General features: G+C 59.1%; 20 protein-coding genes. 14 read left to right on the top strand and 6 right to left on the bottom strand.

Translation table 11 applies throughout. The features are described from left to right. Positions 1 to 98: 98 nt before the first annotated feature. Positions 99 to 638, top strand: coding sequence for a hypothetical protein (locus tag ORL50_RS28085; protein ID WP_266019890.1), 540 nt, complete (start codon positions 99 to 101; stop codon positions 636 to 638). 10 nt (positions 639 to 648) lie between these two features. On the opposite strand, the gene ORL50_RS28080 is transcribed toward ORL50_RS28085, so the two are convergent. Next, on the bottom strand, positions 649 to 4782 hold the full coding sequence (locus ORL50_RS28080) for a CheR family methyltransferase (RefSeq protein WP_266019889.1): 4134 nt from the start codon (positions 4780 to 4782) through the stop codon (positions 649 to 651). 208 nt (positions 4783 to 4990) lie between these two features. Between ORL50_RS28080 and ORL50_RS28075 the strand changes: the two genes are divergently transcribed. From ORL50_RS28075 to ORL50_RS28060, 4 genes are all read left to right on the top strand, one after another. Next, positions 4991 to 6595: a tetratricopeptide repeat-containing response regulator gene (locus tag ORL50_RS28075; RefSeq protein ID WP_266019887.1), complete on the top strand. Its 1605-nt coding sequence runs from the start codon at positions 4991 to 4993 to the stop codon at positions 6593 to 6595. Continuing rightward, positions 6592 to 7284, top strand: a complete 693-nt coding sequence (locus ORL50_RS28070; protein ID WP_266019885.1) for a sensor histidine kinase — start codon at positions 6592 to 6594, stop codon at positions 7282 to 7284. The genes ORL50_RS28075 and ORL50_RS28070 overlap by 4 nt, the downstream gene beginning before the upstream one ends. A 198-nt stretch (positions 7285 to 7482) precedes the next feature. Then, positions 7483 to 8724: a glutamine synthetase family protein gene (locus ORL50_RS28065; RefSeq protein WP_266019891.1), complete on the top strand. Its 1242-nt coding sequence runs from the start codon at positions 7483 to 7485 to the stop codon at positions 8722 to 8724. 70 nt (positions 8725 to 8794) lie between these two features. Further along, complete coding sequence (locus ORL50_RS28060) at positions 8795 to 10180, top strand: MFS transporter (protein WP_266019883.1); 1386 nt, start codon at positions 8795 to 8797, stop codon at positions 10178 to 10180. Positions 10181 to 10244: 64 nt separating this feature from the next. On the opposite strand, the gene ORL50_RS28055 is transcribed toward ORL50_RS28060, so the two are convergent. The 4 genes from ORL50_RS28055 to flgA form a co-directional block, all read right to left on the bottom strand. Further along, complete coding sequence (locus tag ORL50_RS28055) at positions 10245 to 10991, bottom strand: flagellar brake protein (protein ID WP_266019881.1); 747 nt, start codon at positions 10989 to 10991, stop codon at positions 10245 to 10247. A gap of 102 nt (positions 10992 to 11093) precedes the next feature. Then, on the bottom strand, positions 11094 to 11561 hold the full coding sequence (locus tag ORL50_RS28050; RefSeq protein WP_266019880.1) for a flagella synthesis protein FlgN: 468 nt from the start codon (positions 11559 to 11561) through the stop codon (positions 11094 to 11096). Positions 11562 to 11609: 48 nt separating this feature from the next. After that, positions 11610 to 11936: a flagellar biosynthesis anti-sigma factor FlgM gene (flgM, locus tag ORL50_RS28045; RefSeq protein WP_122839076.1), complete on the bottom strand. Its 327-nt coding sequence runs from the start codon at positions 11934 to 11936 to the stop codon at positions 11610 to 11612. Between the two features lie 177 nt (positions 11937 to 12113). Continuing rightward, a complete protein-coding gene (gene flgA, locus ORL50_RS28040) occupies positions 12114 to 12875 on the bottom strand; it encodes a flagellar basal body P-ring formation chaperone FlgA (RefSeq protein WP_266019878.1) in 762 nt (253 codons plus the stop codon). Between the two features lie 84 nt (positions 12876 to 12959). On the opposite strand from flgA, the gene ORL50_RS28035 reads away from it, so the two are divergent. The 6 genes from ORL50_RS28035 (at position 12960) to flgE (ending at position 17965) form a co-directional block, all read left to right on the top strand. Beyond that, positions 12960 to 13892, top strand: coding sequence for a chemotaxis protein CheV (locus ORL50_RS28035; RefSeq protein WP_266019877.1), 933 nt, complete (start codon positions 12960 to 12962; stop codon positions 13890 to 13892). Between the two features lie 46 nt (positions 13893 to 13938). Then, positions 13939 to 14766: a protein-glutamate O-methyltransferase CheR gene (gene cheR / locus ORL50_RS28030; RefSeq protein ID WP_266019876.1), complete on the top strand. Its 828-nt coding sequence runs from the start codon at positions 13939 to 13941 to the stop codon at positions 14764 to 14766. Between the two features lie 246 nt (positions 14767 to 15012). Next, the gene (flgB, locus tag ORL50_RS28025) at positions 15013 to 15420 is read left to right on the top strand and encodes a flagellar basal body rod protein FlgB (protein ID WP_266019875.1); all 408 of its coding nucleotides are present in this window, start codon (positions 15013 to 15015) and stop codon (positions 15418 to 15420) included. A 3-nt stretch (positions 15421 to 15423) separates the two neighbouring features. Further along, entirely contained in the window at positions 15424 to 15870 is a 447-nt protein-coding gene (gene flgC / locus ORL50_RS28020) for a flagellar basal body rod protein FlgC (RefSeq protein ID WP_266019874.1), read from the top strand. 15 nt (positions 15871 to 15885) lie between these two features. Next, the gene (gene flgD, locus ORL50_RS28015; protein WP_266019873.1) at positions 15886 to 16611 is read left to right on the top strand and encodes a flagellar hook assembly protein FlgD; all 726 of its coding nucleotides are present in this window, start codon (positions 15886 to 15888) and stop codon (positions 16609 to 16611) included. A gap of 31 nt (positions 16612 to 16642) precedes the next feature. Then, positions 16643 to 17965, top strand: a complete 1323-nt coding sequence (flgE, locus tag ORL50_RS28010) for a flagellar hook protein FlgE (RefSeq protein WP_266019872.1) — start codon at positions 16643 to 16645, stop codon at positions 17963 to 17965. A gap of 234 nt (positions 17966 to 18199) precedes the next feature. Here the strand turns inward: flgE and ORL50_RS28005 are convergent, their stop codons facing one another. Next, positions 18200 to 21094, bottom strand: a complete 2895-nt coding sequence (locus ORL50_RS28005; protein WP_266019871.1) for a ribonucleoside-diphosphate reductase subunit alpha — start codon at positions 21092 to 21094, stop codon at positions 18200 to 18202. Between the two features lie 127 nt (positions 21095 to 21221). On the opposite strand from ORL50_RS28005, the gene ORL50_RS28000 reads away from it, so the two are divergent. The 3 genes from ORL50_RS28000 to ORL50_RS27990 all read left to right on the top strand — a co-directional run bounded on the left by ORL50_RS28000 (position 21222) and on the right by ORL50_RS27990 (position 24149). Next, complete coding sequence (locus ORL50_RS28000; RefSeq protein WP_266019870.1) at positions 21222 to 21500, top strand: hypothetical protein; 279 nt, start codon at positions 21222 to 21224, stop codon at positions 21498 to 21500. Positions 21501 to 21828: 328 nt separating this feature from the next. Beyond that, entirely contained in the window at positions 21829 to 22542 is a 714-nt protein-coding gene (locus ORL50_RS27995) for a response regulator (protein ID WP_266019868.1), read from the top strand. Beyond that, positions 22539 to 24149, top strand: a complete 1611-nt coding sequence (locus ORL50_RS27990) for an ATP-binding protein (RefSeq protein WP_266019866.1) — start codon at positions 22539 to 22541, stop codon at positions 24147 to 24149. The genes ORL50_RS27995 and ORL50_RS27990 overlap by 4 nt, the downstream gene beginning before the upstream one ends. Positions 24150 to 24152 lie beyond the last annotated feature (3 nt).

Raw genomic sequence — 24152 nt, 5'->3', positions numbered from 1 at the left:
CGCAGGAAAATCTGCTCGATAAAACTCCCCGACGACCAGCATTGGAAACTCCTCCAGGGTTGTGCCTTACTCCAGACATTGTTCATGGAGCACGCACGATGCGACGCAGAGGCCCCAAATACTGGTTATGGATCAATCGGCGGCTGCCGCTGTACACCCACGAAGAAGTTCTCGGCGATGGAGTGCAGATTGAGGTCCAGGCGCGGGTCAGTCTCGAAGGCATTACCCAGGTATTCATTGGTGTCTACGACACGGAGGGCTGGGTTGTCTGCGAAGAGTTTCACGATCGGCAAGGCGCTGAGCACGGCTGCCTGGCATTAAAATGGGGGGCGCAACGGGCGCGGGAGATAGTGATCGACTCGCGTAAGTTCGTCGCGCCCCACAAGGCACAGTTGTCCTTGAGTACGGTCATAACCGATGAGTCAGTCAGGGCTCTTCGCCGGATGGAAATAAATGAGCGTGATGCCTTGCGGCTCAAGTCCAGCGATGCCTGGTCGGAGTACATGGCAGCCAAGGCCGCCATGCTCGAGTTGATGCGTTCAACCAAGGTTGACGCCAAGGAGTGGGCCGAGCACAAGGAGCGACTCAAGCAGGCCATAGATCGTCGCGTCTGCGTGCAGCGGGCCTACCTGCGTTAGCGGCATTAATTCAGATGCGTCGCAACCCTTCGATGGTTTCAATCAGCTCATCATAGGACACGGGTTTGCCGATGTGCTGGTTGAACCCTGATTGTCGGGACTTCTGGACGTCGTTCTGGGCTCCATAACCCGTCAATGCAATGGCCGGCACGTCCTTGACCAGCGGCAGCTGACGCAGGGCGCTGATCAACTCCTGGCCGTTCATTACCGGCATGCCCAGATCCGAAATCATCAGGTCGAAGACCGTGCTTCGAGCCGCGTCCAGCGCCGCCACTGGATGATTAAAAGCGATAACCTGCGCATCCTCCATCTCCAGCAGCATCTTCAAGGTGTCGAGCACGTCAGGAGAGTCGTCGACCAGCAGGATGGTCAAACCACTCAGTCGCCCGTTCTCTTTCTCGGTTTCCTGCGGCAAGTCCAGTTCCTGCTCGTTCTCCAGCCGCGGCAGGTACACGGTAAAGGTGCACCCGGTACCCAATCCGCCAGAATGCACTTCAACCGTTCCGCGTTGTGCCTCGGCCAACTGACGCACCAGTGACAAACCGATTCCCAGCCCTTCCCGGTTGTGAGTGGCATGCTGCTTCTCGGCCTGGCCGAACAAATCGAACACATGCTCCAGGTTTTCCGCGGCAATCCCGGCGCCGTTATCCTTGATGTCCAGGCGCGCCATTTTCCCGGCCTCACTGGCGATCAACTGCACTCGACCCTTGGGCGGGGTGAACTTCAAGGCGTTGTTCACCAGGTTCCAGATGATCTGCTCCAGACGAGTAGGATCAGCCTGGATGAACAGCGCTGAGGTCGGTATCAGCAGTTCTACCGTCACATCATGCTGTTCGTTAAGCACCACGGTGTAGATATCACGCAGGACCTTGCACAAGTCTACGGCGACGGGTTTGAGCCTGAGCTTGCCGGTCCTGACTCGTGCCACATCCAGCAGATCGTCGATGATCCGCGCCTGACTGGTGACCGCTTCACAAATGGTATTGATCGCCTTCGCGGCAGGAGGAGCGGTGCGAGTGATCGGCAGGCGACGCAACAATTCGGCGTTGAGCTGGATCAGGTTCAGCGGATGCTTGAGCTCATGGGACATGACTGCGAAGAACTCATCCTTGAGGTAATTGGTATTGCGCGTCTTCGCCAGTTCCTGGCTCTGTGCCTCCGTCTGGCGTTTGTGACCGGTGAGGTCCCTGGCGATCTTGACGAAGCCTTTAAGGATATCGCCCTTGAGCAGCGTGACTTCGCCGCTGCAGTAGAAACGGCTGCCGTCCTTGCGCTGATGCCAGCGCTCGTCTTCGCAGCGCCCAAGAGTACGGGCGGCCAATAGCTCGTTTGCAGGCACGCCGGCGGCACGGTCTTCATCCGGGAAGATAAAGTCGTAATAGGCACCCTCAGTCTCGGCTTTACCATAGCCGAAGATCAGCTCGGCGCCCTTGTTCCAGCTGGTGATCACGCCGAGTTCGTCCAGCGTGATGATGGCGTAGTCGCGAGTACTTTCAGCGACCAGTCGCATCCTTTCTTCGCCCAGGCGCAGTTCTTCTTCGGCGGCACGGCGTTTGGTGATATCGATGAATGTCAGCACGGTGCCGTCGATATGATCTTCGCTGGAGCGGTAGGGCAGCAGCCGGGCGATATACCAGCGCCCCTCGGAGCTGACAACCTCGCGCTCGATCATGTTCAGCGACTCGAACACCAAGGCTGCATCGCCGGCGAGATTTTCGTAATCGAGTCGATGAGTGATGTCGAGCAGGGAGCGTCCGGTGTCTACCGGCAGCATGCTGAAAATCTCGGTGGCGCGTGGGGTAAACCATTTGATGCGCATGCTGCGGTCGACAAACACCGTGGCGATATCGGTCGAGGCGATCAGGTTGGTCAGGTAATCGTTGATCTTGTCGGTTTCTTCGACTTTGGTTTTCAGCTCGAAGTTGACCGTCAGCAGCTCTTCGTTGATCGACTGCAGTTCTTCCTTGCTGGTTTCCAGCTCTTCGGTGGCCGAGCGCAGTTCTTCGTTGATCGCCTGCATTTCCTCATTCGAGGCCTTGAGCTCTTCGCTGGAGACTTCCGATTGCTCAATGGTGTCCTGCAAGTGCAGCTTGGTTCGTTGCAGTTCGCGCTCAAGGTTGGACAGCACCTGGCTTTCCGTCTGCAGCACAGTGGTGGCAGCCAACTCCATAGGGTCGACTTCCACTTCTTCGAAGATCACCAGGACATACTCGCCGTCGGAGTCTTCTTCCTTATAGGGATGCGCCACAAGGTCGATGAAGTATCGCCGATCATCGCGGGTGATCGGTACTTCTCGGGATTTCACCGACAGGCCACTCTGTTGAACCTGGAACAGCGTCGTGCGGATCTCCAGGCGCAGCTCGGGCAAGATCAGCGTCAACAGATTGCGCGATAACTCACCGCCCACATGACGCAGGAAACGCCCGGCGCTCTCGCTCATGTGCAGGATGTCGGCATTGGCATCGACGATCACGCTCGGTGGAGCCGACTGCTCGAGCGCGCGTTGGTGGATGTCGGCGAAAGACGATTTGCGCTGCACACTGCTCTGCGGTGCCTCGCGTGACACGTTGCTGCGCACATAGCCGCCGCGAGGCATCGTTGGCGTCCGCCGGCTGTTGGCGGTGCCGGTCTTGGCGCGGAAAATCCGGTTGCGCTTATCCACCGGGACAAACAGCTCATTGCAGGCGTCCGCGCTCTCCGAGGAGCCGAGAAACAGGAAGCCACCGGGGCGCAGGGCGAAGTGGAACATCTGCAGGATTTCACGCTGCACTTCGCGATCGAGATAGATCAGCAGGTTACGGCAGACTATCAAGTCGATCTGCGAAAACGGCGGGTCGGACAGCAGGCTGTGCTTGGCGAACAATACTTTCTCGCGAATTTCCTTGCGGATCCGGTAGTGGTCATCTTCCTTGGCAAAATAGTGCCGCAAGCGTGCTGGCGGCACGTCGGTGATGATGGCTTGCGGATATAGACCCGCCCGGCCAACGCTGATGGCTCGTTCATCGATATCGGTGGCAAACAGTTGCAGGGACGCGGTGCTGGCATCGACCTGCAGTTGATCGGTGAGCAGCATGGCCAGGCTGTAGACTTCTTCGCCGGTGGAGCAGCCGGCGGACCAGATGCGAATTTCCTCTTTTTCCGGGCGGGCAGAGGATACGGCGCTCACCAGTTGCGGCACCACCTCGCGTTCGAGTGCTTCGAAGGCTTCGCGATCGCGAAAGAAGTTGGTCACACCGATCAGCATGTCCGCCAGCAGGGCCGTGGTTTCTTCCGGATTGTTTTGCAGATAGTGGTAATAACCGGCCAGGTCCGGCTGCCCGGTGACCTGCATCCTGCGCTCAATTCGGCGCAACACGGTAGCGCGCTTGTAGTGCTTGAAGTCGTGGCCGGTGCCCGTGCGCAATTGGATCAGGATGTCGAACAGCAGTTGCTCGGCCACCAGTGCATCACGTTCAGATATGCAAGCAATGGCTTGCAATTGCGGGTCGTTAGTCGAGGGTAAGCGAATCTCTCGGGAGTTGCGCCACAGTTCCAGCAGCTTTTGCGGCATCTCCACTACCGGCAGCACCAGGTCGACCATCCGTGTATCGATGGCGGCGCGGGGCATGCCGTCGAACTCGGCGTCTTCCGGCGCCTGGGCCAGGGTGACTCCGCCCTGTTCCTTGATGCGCGACAGGCCCACCGCGCCGTCGGTGCCGGTGCCCGAAAGGACGAGGCAAAAGGCACGCTCGCGGTGTACATCGGCGAGGTCACGAAAGAACAGGTCGATGGGCGAATGGCGGCCTTCCTGCGGGTCTGCGGCACTGACTTCCAGCAGGCCGTCGTTCATGGCCAGGCGTTGGCCCGGCGCGATCACGTAGACCTGGTTCTTCTCGATGGGCACGGTTTGCGTCACCTGCAGGACCGGCATCTTGGTCGATTCCTGGATGATCTTGTCGGCGATGCTCTGATGGTCCGGCGACAAGTGCAGCACGATCACAAACGCCATGCCGTTGTCCTGGGGCATGTTTTCGAAAAACAGCTTGATGGCCTGCAAACCGCCCGCCGAGGCACCGATCCCCACCACTGGAAAATCCAGGGTGCTGGGACTCAACGCCCTGCGCGCAGGCGCGTTGGTGGCTGAGTGCTCGGGATTGGAGGTCATGTCTTCTGCCTTAGGCGGTGTTCGGTGGCCGCCGAGTGACTGTTGGCTGGAAAGCGGATGTCAGAGATTCAGGATAATCCTGTTTTTTTTGATTGCACCGCTTATTTTTTACCGCGCACACGAGCATCGCGCCTCTCAAGAGAACTGCACTTGTGGCCGATAACCCGAACGGCCTATGTCATTTTCTCAAACTGCCTGGAAATCCTCGATGCTGTCGTATCACCAAAAGCGTTTCCTGATCGTCGATGATTTTTCGGATTTCCGCAGTTCAGTCCGCTCGATGCTTCGGGAACTGGGAATCAAGGACGTGGATACCGCCGATACCGGCGAGCAGGCGCTGCGCATGTGTTCGCAGAAGGCCTACGATTTTATCCTGCAGGACTTCCACCTGGGCGACGGCAAGAAAAACGGTCAACAGGTGCTCGAAGACCTGATGGTCGAGAAGTTGATCAGCCATGAAAGCGTGTTCGTGATGGTGACTGCCGAAACCAGCCAGGCCATGGTGTTGAGCGCCCTGGAGCATGAGCCCGATGCTTACCTGACCAAGCCTTTCAACCGATCCGGCCTGGCCCAGCGCCTGGAGCGACTGGTACAGCGCAAGACCTTGCTCAAGCCGATCCTGCAGGCCCTCGATCGCGGTAAACCGCTGGAAGTGCTCAACGCCTGCATTGCCTTGTGCAAGCAGGACATCCGCTACTCGCCGCTGTGCCTGCGTTACCGAGCTGATGCGCTGCGCGACTTGAATCAGAACGAGGCGCTGGAGCGTCTCTACGACAGCATCATCGCCGATCGGCCGTTGCCCTGGGCGTTCGCCGGCCTGGGCAAGTTGTTGTTCAAGCGCGGGCAGATCACCCAGGCCAAGGGCGTGTACGAAAAGGCCCTGAAAGCATTTCCGATGATGCCTGCGCTCTACGACGGCATGGCCGATGTGCTGGTGGCCGAAGGCAATACCCAAGGCGCCCAGCGGGTACTGGAAGATGCTATCCGCCTGTCGCCCCTGGCGGTGCGTCGCCAGGCGCAACTGGGCAAGCTGGCGATGGTCAACGAGGATTTCGAGACGGCTTCCAAGGCGTATCGCCAGGCGGTGGCACAAGGGGCCCAATCACGTTTCAAGGATGCCGAGAGCAATCTCGGCCTGGCCCATGCCTTGATCAGCAAAGGCAGCGACAAGGGCCTGGATACTCGCACCCGGCTGGAGATCAACACGACGCTGAGCGCCGTGGCCAAGGACAACCCATCCGATCCTGGCCTGCAGATCCGCGCACGCCTGATGAAGGCCACCAGCCTGCTGCTCAACGATGCCGAAACCGCCGAAAAACTCACCGAACAAGCCATGCAGCGGCTCGATGGCATGGAACAGTTCATGAGCGCCGAGGCGGCGTTGCTGGTGGCCAAGCAGCTGCAGATGCTCGGACAGCCCGACGCAGGCGCTTCGATGCTGAAAAACTGTGCGGAAATCTATGGCGACGATCCGACGGTGATGAAGGGTATCGCCAAGCTGACCGATGATCCGGCCATTCTCAATTCGGGCAACCTGGCCGCCGACCTCAATCGCCAGGGCGTGCGGGTGTACAAGACCGGCAACCTGGTGGAAGCCCGGGCAGTGTTTCGCAAGGCCCTGGGGCTGCAGCCGAAGAACATCAGCATTGCGCTGAACATGGCGCAGTCGTTGCTGCACGGCACCGATACCAGTGTGCCTTCAGTTGAACTCGTCGAGTGCCAGACCTGCCTGAAAATGGTCGGCCTGATGCCCGACTCCGATCCGCGCTTCCCGCGCTACCAGAAACTGAAAATCAAGGCGTTCGGCGCATGAACCAGAACGAACCGGCACTGGACTTTTCCACGGTAATTGCTTCCACCGTGCACGACATGAAGAACTCCCTGGCCATGCTGATGCAGGCGCACAGCCAATGGCTTGCACGTTTGCCCGAGCCTGCGCGGCAGGCACCGGAGCAGGGCGTGATCGAATTCGAATTCGCCCACCTTAATGGCATGCTGGTGCAGCTGTTGGGGCTGTACAAGCTGGGCATCAACCAGCTGCCGTTGCAGCCGGCCTACCATGAGCTGGACGATTTCATCGAGGCGCAGCTGGCCTGTCATCAGGATGTGTTCGCCAGCCGCGGCATCATGGCGACCTTCGAAGTCGACCCGTTGAGCCCCCTGGGCTTCTTCGACCGCGAGCTGATTGCCTCGGTGCTGGGTAATTGCATCAACAACGCCATCCGTTACGCTCGCCACGCGGTGCTGATCAGCGTCAGTGATGCGGCCGGGCAGCTGGTGATCACGGTCAATGACGATGGCGAGGGGTACTCGCCGCAGATGATCGAGCGTCAGGCCGATTACATGCAGGGAATCAACCACTCCACCGGCAGTACCGGATTGGGCCTGTACTTCGCCGGGCGGATCGCTGCGCTGCATCAGCGTAATGGCGTGCAAGGGCGTACCGAGATCGGCAATGGCGGTTCATTGGGCGGCGGTTTGTTCAGCCTTTATCTGCCCTGAAATTCTTTTTGCCTGACGCTGCTTGATATTCCGAACACGCGGAGCCTATTTTGTACGGGTTGCCCTTGCGGCTCGCACAATAACAAGGATTGCGTCATGACAACCGATGGCCAGCGCTCACTCGCTCAGCGACTGACGGGCATTGATGAGATCGAATGTGTCACTCCGGATTTGAACGGTGTGCCACGTGGCAAGGTGATGACCGCCGAGGGATTCCTCGAAGGTCGCCGCCTGCAACTGGCGCGGGGAGTGATGCTGCAATGCATCATGGGCGGGTATCCGCCTGCGCGCTTCTACGGCAGCGATGACGGCGACCTGGCGCTGGTTCCGGATCCTGCGCAAATCCATCGCCTGCCCTGGAGCAAGCACCCTCGTGCGCTGGCGATTTGTGATGCCGATGAGCTCAGTGGTGAAAGCTCGAACCTGTCGACCCGTGGCCAGCTCAAGGCGGTTATCGCCCGTTATGCGTCCCTCGGCCTGGCACCTGTGGTGGCGACCGAGCTGGAGTTTTTCGTGTTCGCGCCCAACCCAGACCCGACGCTGGGGTTCCAGCCACCGTTGGGCCTGGACGGTCGCCGCGAAGACGGCCAATCCGCGTTCAGTATCAGCTCCAACAATGGCTTGCGGCCCTTCTTCAGTGAAGTCTACGAATGCATGGCCGCGCTTGGCCTGCCCCGCGATACCTTCATGCACGAAATGGGCGTGAGCCAGTTCGAAATCAATCTGCTGCATGGCGATCCCTTGCTGCTGGCCGACCAGACGTTCCTGTTCAAGCACCTGCTCAAGGAAGTGGCGCTCAAACATGGCTTGATCGTGGTATGCATGGCTAAACCGCTGGCACACACACCCGGCAGCTCGATGCATATCCATCAAAGCATCGTCGAGATCGGCACCAGCAACAATGTCTTCAGCGACCCGGCGGGGGAGCCAACTGCGCTGTTCCGTCACTTTATCGCGGGGCAGCAGGCGGGCATGGCGGACTTCACCGCGTTATTTGCGCCGAATGTGAACTCCTATCAGCGCTTGTGCCATCCGTTTGCTTCGCCGAACAATGCCTGCTGGTCCCACGACAATCGCTCGGCCGGCTTGCGCATTCCTGCCAGTTCGCCGCTCGCCCGACGGGTCGAGAACCGCTTGCCGGGAGCGGATGCCAACCCTTATCTGGCGATTGCCGCGAGCCTCGCTGCCGGGCTGCATGGCATCGAAAATCAACTGGAACCGAGCGAGCCTATCCAGGGTGAGTTCGAGGTGCCGGATAATCTTTCGTTGCCCTGTACCTTGCATGCCGCTCTCGAGCGTCTGAAACGTAGTCAATTGGCGAAGGAACTGTTTGGCAAGGAGTTCATCGAAGGCTACGTCGCTTCGAAGACCCTTGAGTTGACCAGCTTCTTTGACGAAATTACTCCCTGGGAGCGTCGTGTCCTGGCCGCCCAGGCCTGACGAATCAGCGCCATCGGGCTATCTTTTCGGATAGCCCGACACTTACTGCAAGGAGCCGCTCGGAACGCCGATGCGCCAAATCTGGAAATCCTTTCGAGCGCTTTATTTCGCCTCGCTGATGATGTTGATCGGCTCGGGCTTGTTGAGTACCTATCTGGGCCTGCGCCTGGCCGCCGACAATGTCGATAGCCTGTGGGTCGGTGCCTTGATGGCGGCCAACTATTTCGGCCTGGTGCTGGGTGGCAAAATCGGCCACCGGTTGATCGCCCGGGTCGGGCATATCCGCGCTTATGCTGCCTGTGCCGGGATCGTCGGCGCAGCGGTGCTCGGCCATGGCCTGATCGACTGGCTGCCCGCCTGGCTGTTCCTGCGGGTGATTGTCGGCCTGGGCATGATGTGCCAATACATGGTCATCGAGAGCTGGCTGAATGAGCAAGCCGAAGCCAAGCAGCGCGGCCTGGTGTTCAGCGGCTACATGATTGCCTCTTACCTGGGGCTGGTGCTGGGTCAGTTGATTCTGGTCATGCACCCGGCGCTGGGCCTGGAGCTGCTGATGCTGGTGGCCCTGTGTTTCGCCCTGTGCCTGGTGCCGGTGGCCCTGACCCGACGGATTCACCCGGCGCCGCTGCATCCGGCGCCGATGGAGCCGCGATTCTTCATCAAGCGGGTGCCGCAGTCATTGAGCACGGTGCTGGGCGCGGGCCTGATCGTCGGCTCGTTCTACGGCCTGGCGCCGCTCTATGCCTCCCAGCAGGGGCTGTCCACCGAGCAGGTCGGCCTGTTCATGGGTAGCTGCATTTTTGCCGGCCTGCTGGTGCAGTGGCCGCTGGGCTGGCTGTCTGATCGTTATGACCGGGCGTTGTTGATCCGCTGCTTTGCGTTCACCCTGGCGGTGACCGCGTTGCCGCTGGCGATCCTCAAGCAAGTACCCTTGGAGGTGCTGTTCATCGCCGGCTTCTTCTGCTCGCTGGTGCAGTTCTGCCTTTATCCGCTGGCCGTGGCCTTCTCCAATGACCACGTTGAAGGTGATCGGCGGGTTTCGCTGACCGCGATGCTGCTGGTGACCTATGGCGTTGGCGCCAGCATCGGGCCATTAGTGGCAGGCGTGTTGATGAAGCTGTTCGGCAGTCAGATGCTGTATGCGTTCTTCAGCTTCTTCGCGTTGGTGCTGGTGTGGCGGATCCGCCCGAAAGCGGTGACCAACCTGCATCAGGTGGACGACGCTCCGCTGCACCACGTGGCGATGCCGGACAGTATGTCGAGCTCGCCATTGGTCGCGGCGCTCGATCCGCGGGTGGATGAGCAGGTGGTGCAGGACCAGATGCAGAATCCGGTTCCACCGGAGCCTGAGCCTGAGCCTGAGCCGGAACCTGATCCTAAGCCCGAAACCGATGAATCTTCACCCGACGACCCGGATGAAGGGCGTGAACAAAGCTTCACCGAGGCGCGTCCCTAAAATGGGCGCATAAAAAAACGGGCAGTGACCGCAAGGGACTGCCCGTTTTTTATTGCCGCCGGTATCAGAGGTCGTCTTTATCGAATCGCCGGGCTTCACGCTGAAGCTGATAGACGAAACGCTCGACCTGGCGCTGAACCAGGCCGCTCATATTGTGAAAACGCACCCCGGCAAAGGTGGTGGAGATTTTCTCTTCGAAATGCAGGTAACGCAGCTCGACGGGGGCGGTCATTTTGCCAAAGGGCAGGGCAGCCGCGAACCGGTCATAGACCTGGCCCAGTTGCAGGCTGGCGGTGATGTCGCCGTCAAAACGCAATTTGCAGCCGGTGGCGGAGATGTCCAGCAATTTGCCCTTGATTGGTGCCTTGAGCTTTTCACCGTCCAGGTCGACATCCACCAGTTGCGCCAGCTTCAATGCGGCGCGGAAGGCGTTGCGGCGCTGGTGATACACCACTTCATCCGGCAGGGGGCCGTGATAGCAGCGGCTGCCACCGGACTCGTCGATGGTCAGCGCGCCGTTGCTTTCCCAGGCGATTCGCACGCCGTCGTGAAAGCCTTCGACCTTGAACGGTTCGCCGGCCAGCAGGAAACGTTCGCCATCACGGGGGATCATTTCGTCCAGGGACATGCTGCCGTTTTCACGGTCGATACCCACCAGATAGCTCTGGAAGCGCTGGGTGCGCTCGTGAAACGTGATGATCAGCGGGTCGTGGCTGTCCTGCAGCTGACGTAGGGTGCCGGAGATCTCAAGGGGCGTAGTGAGCACCTTGGGTGGCTGCGGAGCATCTTCCGCGCTTGAGGCATTGAACACGGTTCATCAATCTCCAGACAAAATTTGACAGCGGCTAGCCAGCATTCTGCCAGCATGTTTCTCGTCTTGATAGTGCGGGATATTGCGGGCTCGTCACCAGGTTCAGGCCTGGCTGAGGGGGCCTCGTTTCGCCAGGGTGGAGGTTGAACCGCGCGCATCGTAAAGCGCTGGTGTGTCGCCGCCATGGAGGATTTTCAGCTGGGTGGCTGTGGCGGCCTGTTGCATCATGATGGACCTGCCATTGTGTACATTGGCGTCCTGACACTGGGCCAGGAGGTCGGTCAGCACATCACTTTGCGATAACAACCGATCGCCAACGCTCGATTGGCTGGCCAGTTGCTCCAGCCCCTGGCGGTTAAGCGGCAGGTTGAGGCTGGCAAGGATTTCGCTGCGCTTGCGGCCATGCTGTTCCAGCAAGATGATCAGTGCCTGCTTTTGCGCCAGAATGTCTTCGAGCAGCCGCATGTCGCGACCATGCAAGGCGAGGGACTCGGTTTGCAATAACTCGAGCAATTGTTGCGCTGGCGCAAAGTCGTCGATGATCAGTTGCAGTAAATTTGTATCGTGCATGGCTGGCCTTGGGTTTTAAGCGTCCAAAAGCCTGGCGCAGGCCGGGGCCTAGCGCTGGGCTTCGAAGTTGAGCAGTTTGCTGGCTACGCGGTTGCTGTCGACTTTATAGCTGCCATCGGCAATCGCTGCTTTCAACTCGGCCACACGGGCTTTGTCGACTTCAGGCTGATCGCGCAGCTTGTCAGTGACCTTCTGCAACTGCTGGGCCTCATTACTGAGATGTACCGATTCCCCGCTTTTAACGGTGGTGGCTTCCGGTGCCGGGGTATTCAGCGGCGCAGCTTTGGCGTTTTCGGCCGCTTCCTTGCTGGCGCTGGTACGTGTACTGCCCGTAAGTGACGGAGAGCTATTTAATCGGTTGAAATCGATGACCATGATAAAAAACCTCTGGGTATTTGGACGCTTGCCATGTTTTCGGCCATACCCAAGAAAACTTTAGGCCCATTTATCAATGAGCTTGCGCGCGTCAGCGCTGGCCCCTGCACGCTCTAGTTTAGGGAACAGTCGCAGGGTGCGCCATCTCTTCAGAGGCTGCTTCAGCGGCCGGGCGTCCTACATGGCGACTTCCACCTGGCCGGGCGCGATCACTTGCGCCTTGATGACTCGCTGGGAGTTGAGGTTTTTCACGCGGATCTGATCGCGCAGTCCGCCATTGGACAGGGCCTCGCCCGGCATCCGTACGCTTAGCGTACCGCTGCGGGCGGTGATCACCACCTGGTCGCCCTTGCTGATAACTTCAGCCTGTTCGATGTTCACCAGGGTGACCAGTTGATCGGCGACCATTGGTCGGGTCAGCTTCTGCCCGATCGCCTGGTCGAGGGAAGTCAGATAGCCCTGGCTGATCAAGCTGATGTCGCGCTCGCGCAGCATCACGTCTTCCGGTTCGATCACCCCCAGGCGGCGCAACGGGCGGGTGGCGGTGACCACCTCACGAAACAGGCGGACCTGAGCCGGTACGAACACTGTCCACGGCGCTGCGCCTTCGCAACGAACCTTGACCGTCACGCGTCCCAGGGGGCGGGCGGGGCTTTCGAGGCTGGCTGTCAATTCCCTGTCGCACATCGGCATGCGCAGGCGTGGGTCGAGTTGATTGACTTCGATTTCATATCGACCCTCGGTTTGACTGGTCGCCAGATAGTCTTCAACGGTGAATTCAAGAAACCCCTGGGTCACGCCGATAAGCATGTCAGGCAAGGTAACCGTGTCAGCAAGGGCAGGGCTGCCAGCGTTGAACAGGCAGGCGGCCGCCGTCGCGCCCAGCAATGTGCGCAAATGTACGGTCAGGCGTCGGAAAAATGTCGGTTCTGTGCTCATAAGAGTTAAAAAGCAAGCGCCGTGCCGTTTAGCAATGAATGTGCGTCGCAACACACTTAAGCGTTGGTGTTAGGGAGTCTGGGCATGGCTGGAGTAATGGATTCGGTAAACCAGCGCACGCAACTGGTAGGGCAGAATCGCCTGGAGCTGTTGTTGTTCCGTCTCGACGGCCCGCAGCTCTATGGGATCAACGTATTCAAGGTTCGCGAGGTGCTGCAATGCCCCAAGCTGACCCTGATGCCCAAATCCAATCCTGTCGTGTGCGGTGTAGCGAGTATTCGGGGGGCAACCATTCCGATTCTCGATCTGGCAATGGCGACCGGTGCCGGTCGGTTGCTGGATCAAAGCAATCCCTTTGTGATCATCACGGAGTACAACACCAAGACCCAGGGTTTCCTGGTGCGCTCGGTGGAGCGCATCGTCAACATGAACTGGGAGGAGATCCATCCGCCACCCAAGGGCACAGGCCGCGATCACTACCTGACGGCTGTGACCCGGGTCGACAATCAGTTGGTCGAAATTATCGACGTGGAGAAGATCCTGGCGGAAGTGGCACCCACGCCGGAAGCGATTTCCGTCGGAGTGGTGGACGTCGAGACCCAGCACAAGGCGCTGTCGCTGCGGGTACTGACGGTCGATGACTCGTCGGTGGCACGCAAGCAGGTTTCCCGTTGTCTACAAACGGTCGGCGTCGAAGTGGTGGCGTTGAACGACGGTCGCCAGGCCCTGAATTACCTGCGCAAGCTGGTCGATGAAGGGAAAAAGCCCGAAGAAGAGTTCCTGATGATGATTTCCGACATCGAGATGCCGGAAATGGACGGGTATACCCTGACCGCCGAGATCCGCAACGACCCACGCATGCAAAAGCTTCATATCATCCTGCATACTTCGTTGTCGGGTGTGTTCAATCAGGCGATGGTCAAGAAAGTCGGTGCCGATGACTTCCTGGCCAAATTCCGACCTGATGACCTGGCATCCCGGGTAGTCGACCGGATCAAAGCAGCAGATATCAGCTAGGGGCGTTTTGCTCCTGGTGATCAATACGAGTTAAGAGGCGGCACCATTGTCTACGGGTAATTTGGATTTCGAACAGTTCCGGGTATTCCTGGAAAAAGCCTGTGGCATTCTGCTGGGTGAAAACAAGCAGTACCTGGTGTCCAGCCGCCTCAACAAACTGATGGAGCTGCAAGGCATCAAGTCCCTGGGTGAGCTGGTCCAGCGCATCCAGACCCAGCCGCGCAGTGGTTTGCGCGAGATGGTGGTGGATGCCATGACGACCAACGAAACCTTGTGGTTTCGTGACACTTATCCGTTTGAAGTGCTGAAGAACAAGGTGCTGCCTGAAGCGATCAAGGCGGCTCCTGGACAGCGCCTGAGGATCTGGTCGGCAGCCTGCTCGTCCGGGCAGGAACCGTACTCGTTGTCGATGTCGATCGATGAGTTCGAGCGGGTCAACCTGGGGCAACTGAAGATGGGCGTGCAGATTGTTGCCACCGACCTTTCCGGCACCATGTTGACCAACTGCAAGACTGGCGAGTACGACAGCCTGGCAATCGGCCGCGGCCTGTCGCCGGAACGCCTGCAGCGCTATTTTGATCCGAAAGGGCCGGGACGCTGGGCAATCAAGGCGCCGATCAAGAGCCGCGTGGAGTTCCGCTCGTTCAACCTGCTGGATAGCTACGCGGCGCTGGGCAAGTTCGACATCGTGTTTTGTCGCAATGTGTTGATCTACTTTTCCGCGGAGGTGAAGAAGGACATTTTGCTGCGGATTCACAGTACGTTGAAGCCGGGTGGGTATTTGTTCCTGGGTGCTTCCGAGGCGCTGAATGGATTGCCGGATCATTACAAGATGGTTCAGTGCAGCCCAGGGATTATTTATCAGGCGAAGTGATGCAACGCGCCGGTCTAAAAAACGGGAGTCCTCAGGGACTCCCGTTTTTTTATGCCGGCTGCTTTGCATCACGTAGGGGGAATAAGCGGCAGAAAAGCGGCAGACAGCGGAAACCCATTGCCGCTTTTCTGTCGTTGCCGCGGTGCCTGTACCGCGCAAAGCCCCGGTTTACGGGCTTTCTGCGATTGGCACGGCGCTTGCTAAGTTCAAGGTACGAAAAATCAGGTCACCCAAAGGTTTCCCGACATGAGCATCAGCTTCGATAAAGCGCTCGGCATCCACGAACAGGCGTTGAATTTCCGCGCCCAGCGTGCCGAAGTCCTGGCCAACAACATCGCCAACGCCGACACCCCGAACTACAAGGCGCGAGACCTGGACTTTTCCAAAGTGCTGGCCGAGCAGAGCGAAAAAACCAAGGGTGGCGGGTTTGCGCTGAACATGACCAACAGCCGGCACATCGAGGCTCAGGGGCTGGGCAATGGCGACGAGTCGCTGTTGTACCGCACGCCGATGCAGCCATCGATTGATCAGAACACCGTGGACGCCCAGCTCGAACAGTCGAACTACGCGCAAAACTCGGTCAACTTCCAGGCCAGTTTCACGCTGCTCAACAGCAAATTCAAAGGGCTGATTTCAGCCTTGCGTGGAGAATAAATCATGTCCCTGTCCAGTGTGTTCAACATTGCCGGTAGCGGCATGAGTGCCCAGACCACTCGCCTCAACACCGTCGCCAGTAACATCGCCAACGCCGAGACCGTGTCCTCGAGCCTTGACCAGACTTACCGCGCACGCCACCCGGTATTTGCCACCATGTTTCAGGGTGCGCAGAGCGGCGGCAGTGGCGGTTCCTTGTTCGAAAACCAGGACGCGGCCGGCCAGGGTGTACAGGTACTGGGGGTGGTCGAGGACCAGAGCAACCTCGAAGCTCGCTATGAACCCAACCATCCGGCTGCTGACGCCAAGGGCTACGTCTACTACCCGAACGTCAACGTCGTGGAGGAAATGGCTGACATGATTTCCGCGAGTCGGTCGTTTCAGACCAACGCCGAAATGATGAACACCGCCAAAACCATGATGCAGAAGGTCCTGACGCTCGGTCAGTGATAAGGGGCGACTCAGATGAGTGTTACCGATACGACAAGCAGCTTGAGCCTCAACGACATTCTGGCCAACTCCTCCGTCAAGAACACCGCCACCACTAACGATGGCCTGGCCTCGGCGGCCGGCAGTGCCGCTGGCAAGAAGGCTTTGGGCAAAGATGCGTTTCTGCAATTGCTGGTCACCCAGCTGAAGAACCAGAACCCGCTGGAGCCCCAGGACAACGGTGAGTTCGTCGCCCAGTTGGCGCAGTTCAGCAGTCTGGAAGGCATTACCACGCTCAACGACACCGTGAGCGGCATCGCCGGCAACTACAACTCGTCGCAGGCACTGCAGGCCTCTTCGCTGGTGGGCCGTTCGGTGATTGCCCCGGGCGACAAGGCCGTGGTCGATACCTCCAAGAGCATGACGGGCACCGTGGTCATTCCGACATCCGTGCCGGCCGCCTCATTGAAGATCACCGACAAAGACGGCACGGTCGTGCGCACCATCGACATGGGTAGCCAGGTCGCCGGCAATGCGAGCTTTATCTGGGATGGCAAGGACAACTCCGGCAAGACGGTAGAGTCGGGCACGTACACCTTCGCAGCGACTACCACCATCGACAGCCAGGCGGTTTCACTGGTCACCAACCTGCCGGCCACGGTCAACAGTGTGACCATCAGCCAGACCGGCGGCGAGCTGATGCTCAACCTGGCGGGCCTGGGCAGCATCGCGCTGTCCAAAGTACAAACTATTGGTATGTAAAGCCGACTAACCCGGCATAAAGGAGTGAAACATGTCTTTCAATATCGGCCTTAGCGGTCTCTTTGCAGCCAACAAACAACTGGACGTGACCGGCAACAACATCGCCAACGTCGCGACCACAGGTTTCAAGTCCTCCCGCGCGGAATTCGAAGACGTCTACTCGGCGACCAAGCTGGGTTCCGGGAGCAAGACCGTAGGCAGTGGCGTGCGCCTGGCCAACGTGTCCCAGCAATTTACCCAGGGTGATATCACCAATACCGGCAACGTGCTGGACATGGGCATCAATGGCTCCGGGTTCTTTGTGCTGAACGACAGCGGTTCGCTGTCCTACACCCGCGCCGGTACATTCAAGGTCGACAGCGAAGGCTACGTCACCAACACCGACGGCACTGCGCGCCTGCAGGGCTATGGTGTGGATGCCAATGGCAAGATCCAGAACGGCATGTTGACCGACCTGCGCATCGACACTTCCAACCTGGCGCCGAAGACCACCGACTCGGTGTCGTCGACAATCAACCTGAACTCCACCGATAAGGTGATCGACCAGACGATCGCCACGAACAAGTTCGATCCGAGCAAGACTGAGACCTACAGCAAGAAATTCAACACGCCGATCTACGACAGTCAGGGCAACATGCACACCATGGAGCAATTCATGGTCAAAACCGGCCCTAACACCTGGGACAACTACACCCTGATCGATGGCCGCAACATGGATGGCAGCCTATCCACTCCGGTGCCGTCGACCCTGAGTTTTGACTCAGCGGGCAAGCTGACCCAAATCAGCACCCCAGTGACTCCGCCGACCACACCGCCGACTGCGACCATCAGCAATGACCTGAAGGTGACCAACTGGATTCCGGGTACCGTCACCGATGGCGTCTGGACGGCGAACGGCGCTGCAGCCAACCCGGATGGCATTACCATCGGGATGGGCGTCACCACGCAATACAACGCCGATACTGCACGGTCGATTCCGGTGCAGAACGGCTACGCCACCGGCCAGATCACCAACCTGACTATCGACGGTAGCGGCGTATTGCTGGCTAACTTCAGCAACTACCAGACCAAGCCGATTGGCCAGATTTCGCTGGCCTCTTTCGCCAACGAGCAAGGCTTGCAGGCGGTAGGCGGCACCAGTTGGAAAGAGACCTACTCCTCGGGTATCCCGGGCTATGATTCGCCGGAAACCGGCAGCCTGGGGACGATCCGCTCAAACTCGCTGGAAGAGTCCAACGTCAACGTGACCAATGAACTGGTCGACCTGATCAAGGCGCAGAGCAACTATCAGGCGAACGCCAAAACGATCTCGACTCAGAGCACTTTGATGCAGACCATTATTCAGATGACTTGATGGTTGTAGTGCTCCATATGAGCCCCTCTTATTAGAGGGGTTTTTTTATACCCTTTGTAGGAGCGAGCTTGCTCGCGATGAATGGGAGGGCGCCGCAGGTGGCCAGGTGGCCAGAGCCATCGTTGACGACCATCGCGAGCGAGCTCGCTCCTACAGGCAAAAGAAAACCCCCGACAATCCAGAGGACTGATCGGGGGTTTCAGGTAAGCGCCTTTCAGCGCTCACGGGCTCAGCTTATTGGCAAGCTTCGCAATCCGGCTCGTCGATGGCGCAAGCCTTCGGCACTGGAGCAGGGCCGGCTGGCGCTGCCAGGACCGAGTCGTCACCGTGGTTGCCGCCGCTGGAAACAGCGTTCAGCTTACCGGTGTTGATGGTCGACTTCTCGGTGCTGGTCGCGGCCAGGGCACGGAGGTAGTAAGTGGTTTTCAGACCACGGTACCAGGCCATGCGGTAGGTCACGTCCAGCTTCTTGCCCGAAGCGCCAGCGATGTACAGGTTCAGCGACTGAGCCTGGTCGATCCACTTCTGACGACGGCTTGCCGCGTCAACAATCCACTTGGTGTCCACTTCGAAGGCAGTCGCGTAGAGCTCTTTGAGTTCTTGCGGGATGCGCTCGATCTGTTGAACCGAACCGTCGTAGTACTTCAGGTCGTTGATCATGACCGAGTCCCACAGACCACGAGCCTTCAGGTCGCGAACCAGGTACGGGTTGATCACGGTGAATTCGCCCGACAGGTTCGATTTCACATAGAGGTTCTGATAGGTCGGTTCGATCGACTGCGATACGCCAGTGATGTTGGCGATGGTTGCGGTCGGTGCGATGGCCATGATGTTGGAGTTACGAATGCCTTTCTGTACACGGGCGCGAACCGGTGCCCAATCCAGGGATTCGTTCAGGTCAACGTCGATGTACTTCTGGCCACGTTGTTCGATCAGGATCTGTTGCGAGTCCAGCGGCAGGATGCCTTTGGACCACAGCGAACCCTGGAACGTCTCGTAGGCGCCGCGCTCGTCGGCCAGGTCGCAGGAAGCCTGGATCGCGTAGTAGCTGACCGCTTCCATGGACTTGTCGGCGAACTCGACGGCAGCGTCGGAACCGTAAGGAATGTGCTGCAGGTACAGCGCATCCTGGAAGCCCATGATGCCCAGGCCAACCGGACGGTGCTTGAAGTTGGAGTTCTTCGCTTGTGGCACCGAGTAGTAGTTGATGTCGATCACGTTATCGAGCATGCGCACGGCGGTGTTCACTGTGCGTTCCAGCTTGGCGGTGTCCAGCTTGCCGTTGACGATGTGGTTCGGCAGGTTGATCGAGCCCAGGTTGCAGACGGCGATCTCGTCCTTGTTGGTGTTCAAGGTGATCTCGGTGCACAGGTTGGAACTGTGGACCACGCCGACGTGCTGCTGCGGGCTGCGCAGGTTGCACGGGTCCTTGAAGGTCAGCCATGGGTGGCCGGTTTCAAACAGCATGGACAGCATTTTGCGCCACAGGTCTTTGGCCTGGATGGTCTTGAACAGCTTGACCTTGCCCGGGTACTCGGTCAGGGCTTCGTAGTACTCGTAACGCTCTTCGAAGGCCTTGCCGGTCAGGTCGTGCAGGTCTGGTACTTCGGACGGCGAGAACAGGGTCCACTTGCCGTCATCGAAGACACGCTTCATGAACAGGTCAGGGATCCAGTTGGCGGTGTTCATGTCGTGGGTACGACGACGATCATCACCGGTGTTCTTGCGCAGCTCGATGAACTCTTCGATGTCCATGTGCCAGGTTTCCAGGTAGGCACAGACAGCGCCTTTGCGCTTGCCACCCTGGTTAACGGCAACGGCGGTGTCGTTCACCACTTTCAGGAACGGAACCACGCCCTGGGACTTGCCGTTGGTGCCCTTGATGTAAGAACCCAAGGCACGTACCGGGGTCCAGTCGTTGCCCAGGCCGCCAGCGAATTTGGACAACATGGCGTTGTCGTGGATCGCGTGGTAGATGCCGGACAGGTCATCCGGCACGGTGGTCAGGTAGCAGCTGGACAGCTGTGGACGCAGGGTGCCGGCGTTGAACAGCGTCGGGGTCGACGACATGTAGTCGAAGGACGACAGCAGGTTGTAGAACTCGATCGCACGATCTTCCTTGTTCTTCTCTTCGATCGCCAGGCCCATGGCCACGCGCATGAAGAAGATCTGCGGCAGTTCGAAACGGATACCGTCCTTGTGGATGAAGTAACGGTCGTACAGGGTTTGCAGGCCCAGGTACGTGAACTGCTGGTCGCGCTCGTGGTTGATCGCCTTGCCGAGTTTTTCCAGGTCGAAAGTGGCCAGGATCGGGTTCAGCAATTCGAATTCGATGCCCTTGGCGATGTAGGCAGGCAGGGCCTTGGCGTACAGGTCGACCATTTCGTGGTGGGTCGCGCTTTCGGCGACACCCAGGAAGCCCAGGCCTTCGGCACGCAGGGTGTCCATCAGCAGGCGGGCGGTCACGAACGAGTAGTTCGGCTCACGCTCGACCAGGGTACGGGCGGTCATTACCAGCGCGGTGTTGACGTCGGTCAGGGCCACGCCGTCGTACAGGTTCTTCAGGGTTTCACGCTGGATCAGGTCGCCGTCGACTTCTTCCAGGCCTTCGCACGCTTCGGTGACGATGGTGTTCAGGCGACCCATGTCCAGAGGTGCAAAGGTGCCATCGGCGCGGGTGATGCGGATCGACGGGTGAGCGTTGACCGCTTCCTCGGCCGGTGCGTGGGCGGCGCGTTCTTTCGAACGACCGTCGCGGTAGATCACGTAGTCGCGCGCCACTTTCTGCTCGCCGGCACGCATCAGGGCCAGTTCAACCTGGTCCTGGATTTCTTCGATGTGGATGGTGCCGCCCGATGGCATGCGGCGCTTGAAAGTCGCAGTGACCTGTTCGGTCAGGCGCGCAACGGTGTCATGGATTCGCGACGAAGCGGCAGCGGTGCCGCCTTCAACTGCGAGAAACGCTTTGGTGATCGCGACGGTGATCTTGTCGTCGGTGTAAGGAACGACAGTGCCGTTACGCTTGATCACGCGCAGCTGGCCAGGCGCGGTGGCGGACAGATCCGAAGTCGAATCAGCAGCCTGCGGCAAGGAGCCTTGCGGGTTCTCGCGAGTTGTGTCGGTTTGCATGGGGGGTTGTCTCCACATTCTCTATGTTTGTTTGGGCACCATGACGGTGCCCACCGTTCTGTCCTGAAGCACTACAACCGGCGAGGCGCCGGGTATACAACTTCGGGACAGATCAGGAAGGGGGCTATTGGGGCGCCGCTTCCATGCCGAAGTCTTGGTTCCGGCCTTTAGCCTGAATCCGCATTCCATTTGGGTGACAGTTGAGGACTGCAACACCCGTACCGCTTTCGCCGTTTTCTGCGCAAAAACAGTAGCCATCCGCTTGCACGGTCTGGTCTTTCATAAATACGTAAAAATCAACCAGACAGAGGCGATAAAAGCGCTTGAATTTGATGTCCGGTTTGTGTTTGGTTTTTTCTGCAAAACCCTACATGTAGGGTTTTTTTTGCGTCGGGCTACAAGATAGTGCGTTTTGGAGGGTGTTGCAACGTACTACCTGTGGATAAACCTGTGTGTATATTGTGCGTGAAACCTGGAACCAGCGTGTAGCCCGCGACCCTGCTGGATCGGACCGTTTGTCACGGTTTTTTACCGGCGAAAAACTGCCCCGTGGTTTTTTAAGGGCGCGAACCCTACCACAAAAAATGGTCATATCCGAACGCATTTGCCGGCTTGTGTTCTCGGTGTGCGCCGTTTATACAATCGGCCTGTACACACGCATTATTATCCACCCCATTCATTACAAAAAAACGGGCGGATCCTTCCTTATAGCGTTTCGGCAAGTAGAGGTCACCGTGGAGCAAGAAGCCTGGCAGGTATTGATTGTGGAGGACGACCAGCGACTGGCCGAACTGACCCGCGATTACCTGGAAGCCAACGGCCTGCGCGTTTCGATCGAAGGCGATGGTGCCTTGGCCGCAGCGCGGATACTCAAGGATCAGCCGGACCTGGTAATCCTTGACCTGATGCTCCCCGGCGAGGATGGCTTGAGCATTTGTCGCAAGGTCCGCGACCGCTACGACGGACCGATCCTGATGCTGACCGCCCGTACCGACGACACCGATCAGATCCTGGGCCTGGACCTTGGGGCCGATGACTATGTGTGCAAACCGGTTCGCCCGCGTCTGTTGCTGGCACGTATCCAGGCGTTGTTGCGGCGCAGCGAAGGTCCTGAAATTCCCCCGGAAAAACAGCGCCGCCTGCAGTTTGGTCCGCTGATTGTGGACAACGCCTTGCGTGAAGCCTGGCTGCGTGATGCCAGCATCGAACTGACCAGTGCCGAATTCGATCTGCTGTGGCTGCTGGTAGACAATGCCGGTCGCATTCTTTCGCGGGAAGAAATTTTCACCGCATTGCGCGGTATTGGTTATGACGGCCAGGACCGCTCCATCGACGTGCGCATCTCGCGTATCCGCCCGAAAATCGGCGACGACCCGGACCATCCACGCTTGATCAAAACCATCCGGAGCAAGGGTTATCTGTTCGTGCCGGAAGCCTGCACCCTGTGAACTCGATTTTCCTGCGAATCTACGGCGGGATGTGCGCCGCACTGATCCTCGTGGCTGTGCTCGGCGTGCTTGCCCTGCACCTCCTTAACGAGGTGCGTAGCGAGCAATACCGTGAGCGCCTGGCCCATGGCACGTTCTCGCTGATGGCCGACAACCTGCAACCGATGAACCAGACCGAGCGCCATCGTGCGCTGCTGGTTTGGGAGCGCCTGCTGGGCATTCCGCTATCGTTGAAGACGTTCGCCCAGACTGATCTGGACCTCACCCAGCGAACTCGCGTGCTGCGCGGCCAGGCCCTGGTGGAGCAGACCGGGCCGCACGCGGCGATGGTCTACCGCTTGGTCAGCGACAAGGAACAGCTGATGTTGACCGGAGAGGTGCAGCAGATCAGCGAGCAGTTGGCCCGGGCGACTATCTACCTGTTGGCTGACGAGCTGGTGCGCGTTCCGGTGGCTGAGCAACCCAAGCGCCTCGCCCAGTTGAAGAAAGACAAGGGTTTTGGTTTCGACCTGCGACTGGTCACCGTCGATCAAGCCGACATGGATGAGGACCAGAGTCGCCGGGTGTCCGAGGGCGACACGGTGATGGCGCTGGGCAAGGGCGGGGATTCAATCCGGGTATTTGCCGGCATGGTCGGTACGCCGTGGGTGCTGGAGATCGGTCCGCTGTACCAGATGAACCCATACCCTCCAGAGTGGCTGGTATTGATCGCGGCCCTCGGTTTGAGCCTCATCGGCCTGATCGTGTATTTGCTGGTGCGCCAGCTGGAGCGCCGCTTGCGTGGTCTGGAGGCCGCTGCTACTCGCATCGCCAAGGGCAGCCTGGAAACCCGCGTGCCGACCCGTGGTGCAGACTCGGTAGGGCGCCTGGCGTCGGCCTTCAATGGCATGGCCGAGCACTTGCAGCAGTTGCTGGCAATTCAGCGAGAACTGGTCCGTGCGGTGTCCCATGAGCTGCGCACGCCGGTAGCGCGACTGCGGTTTGGCCTGGAAATGATCGGCTCCGCCACGACTCCCCAGGCATTGCAAAAGTATTGTGAAGGCATGGACCACGACATCGAGGACCTCGATAAGCTGGTGGACGAAATGCTCACTTATGCGCGCCTCGAACAGGGCTCGCCGGCCTTGAACTTCCAGCGAATCGATCTGGATGCGCTGGTGAATCAGGTTATCGAGGAATTGGCGCCGCTACGGGCCGAAGTCACGGTGCAACGAGGCCTGTGCCTGTCTGCCGCCGATTGCGATGACGCGTGGGTCGAGGCCGAGCCGCGTTACCTGCACCGGGCTTTGCAGAATCTGGTGAGCAATGCCATGCGCCATGCAACGTCCAGGGTCACTGTCAGCTATCAGGTGGGACAACAGCGCTGCAGGATAGACGTCGAGGATGACGGGCCGGGCGTCCCGGAAATCGCCTGGGAGCGAATTTTCACTCCGTTCCTACGCTTGGACGACAGTCGCACTCGAGCGTCGGGCGGGCATGGGTTGGGCTTGTCGATCGTCCGGCGGATCATTCATTGGCACGACGGTCGCGCGCTGATCGGCAAGAGCAAGAGCCTGGGGGGAGCCTGTTTCAGCCTGAGCTGGCCACGCAATCAGGAAAAGCGCTGACAA

The organism is Pseudomonas sp. RIT-562, from assembly GCF_026241895.1.
GTDB classification, from domain to species: Bacteria; Pseudomonadota; Gammaproteobacteria; order Pseudomonadales; family Pseudomonadaceae; genus Aquipseudomonas; species Aquipseudomonas mandelii_F.
The sequence above is the reverse complement of the archived record's forward strand: the minus strand, read 5'-3'. Positions and strand labels throughout refer to the sequence as shown.

What these genes read in the sequence shown, in the direction of transcription:
- ORL50_RS28085 (WP_266019890.1), top strand. Translation starts at nt 99, where the DNA reads ATGCGACGCAGAGGCCCCAAATACTGGTTATGGATCAATCGGCGGCTG.
- ORL50_RS28080 (WP_266019889.1), bottom strand. Translation starts at nt 4,782, where the DNA reads ATGACCTCCAATCCCGAGCACTCAGCCACCAACGCGCCTGCGCGCAGG.
- ORL50_RS28075 (WP_266019887.1), top strand. Translation starts at nt 4,991, where the DNA reads ATGCTGTCGTATCACCAAAAGCGTTTCCTGATCGTCGATGATTTTTCG.
- ORL50_RS28070 (WP_266019885.1), top strand. Translation starts at nt 6,592, where the DNA reads ATGAACCAGAACGAACCGGCACTGGACTTTTCCACGGTAATTGCTTCC.
- ORL50_RS28065 (WP_266019891.1), top strand. Translation starts at nt 7,483, where the DNA reads ATGACCGCCGAGGGATTCCTCGAAGGTCGCCGCCTGCAACTGGCGCGG.
- ORL50_RS28060 (WP_266019883.1), top strand. Translation starts at nt 8,795, where the DNA reads ATGCGCCAAATCTGGAAATCCTTTCGAGCGCTTTATTTCGCCTCGCTG.
- ORL50_RS28050 (WP_266019880.1), bottom strand. Translation starts at nt 11,561, where the DNA reads ATGCACGATACAAATTTACTGCAACTGATCATCGACGACTTTGCGCCA.
- flgM (WP_122839076.1), bottom strand. Translation starts at nt 11,936, where the DNA reads ATGGTCATCGATTTCAACCGATTAAATAGCTCTCCGTCACTTACGGGC.
- flgA (WP_266019878.1), bottom strand. Translation starts at nt 12,875, where the DNA reads ATGAGCACAGAACCGACATTTTTCCGACGCCTGACCGTACATTTGCGC.
- ORL50_RS28035 (WP_266019877.1), top strand. Translation starts at nt 12,960, where the DNA reads ATGGCTGGAGTAATGGATTCGGTAAACCAGCGCACGCAACTGGTAGGG.
- flgB (WP_266019875.1), top strand. Translation starts at nt 15,013, where the DNA reads ATGAGCATCAGCTTCGATAAAGCGCTCGGCATCCACGAACAGGCGTTG.
- flgC (WP_266019874.1), top strand. Translation starts at nt 15,424, where the DNA reads ATGTCCCTGTCCAGTGTGTTCAACATTGCCGGTAGCGGCATGAGTGCC.
- flgD (WP_266019873.1), top strand. Translation starts at nt 15,886, where the DNA reads ATGAGTGTTACCGATACGACAAGCAGCTTGAGCCTCAACGACATTCTG.
- flgE (WP_266019872.1), top strand. Translation starts at nt 16,643, where the DNA reads ATGTCTTTCAATATCGGCCTTAGCGGTCTCTTTGCAGCCAACAAACAA.
- ORL50_RS28005 (WP_266019871.1), bottom strand. Translation starts at nt 21,094, where the DNA reads ATGCAAACCGACACAACTCGCGAGAACCCGCAAGGCTCCTTGCCGCAG.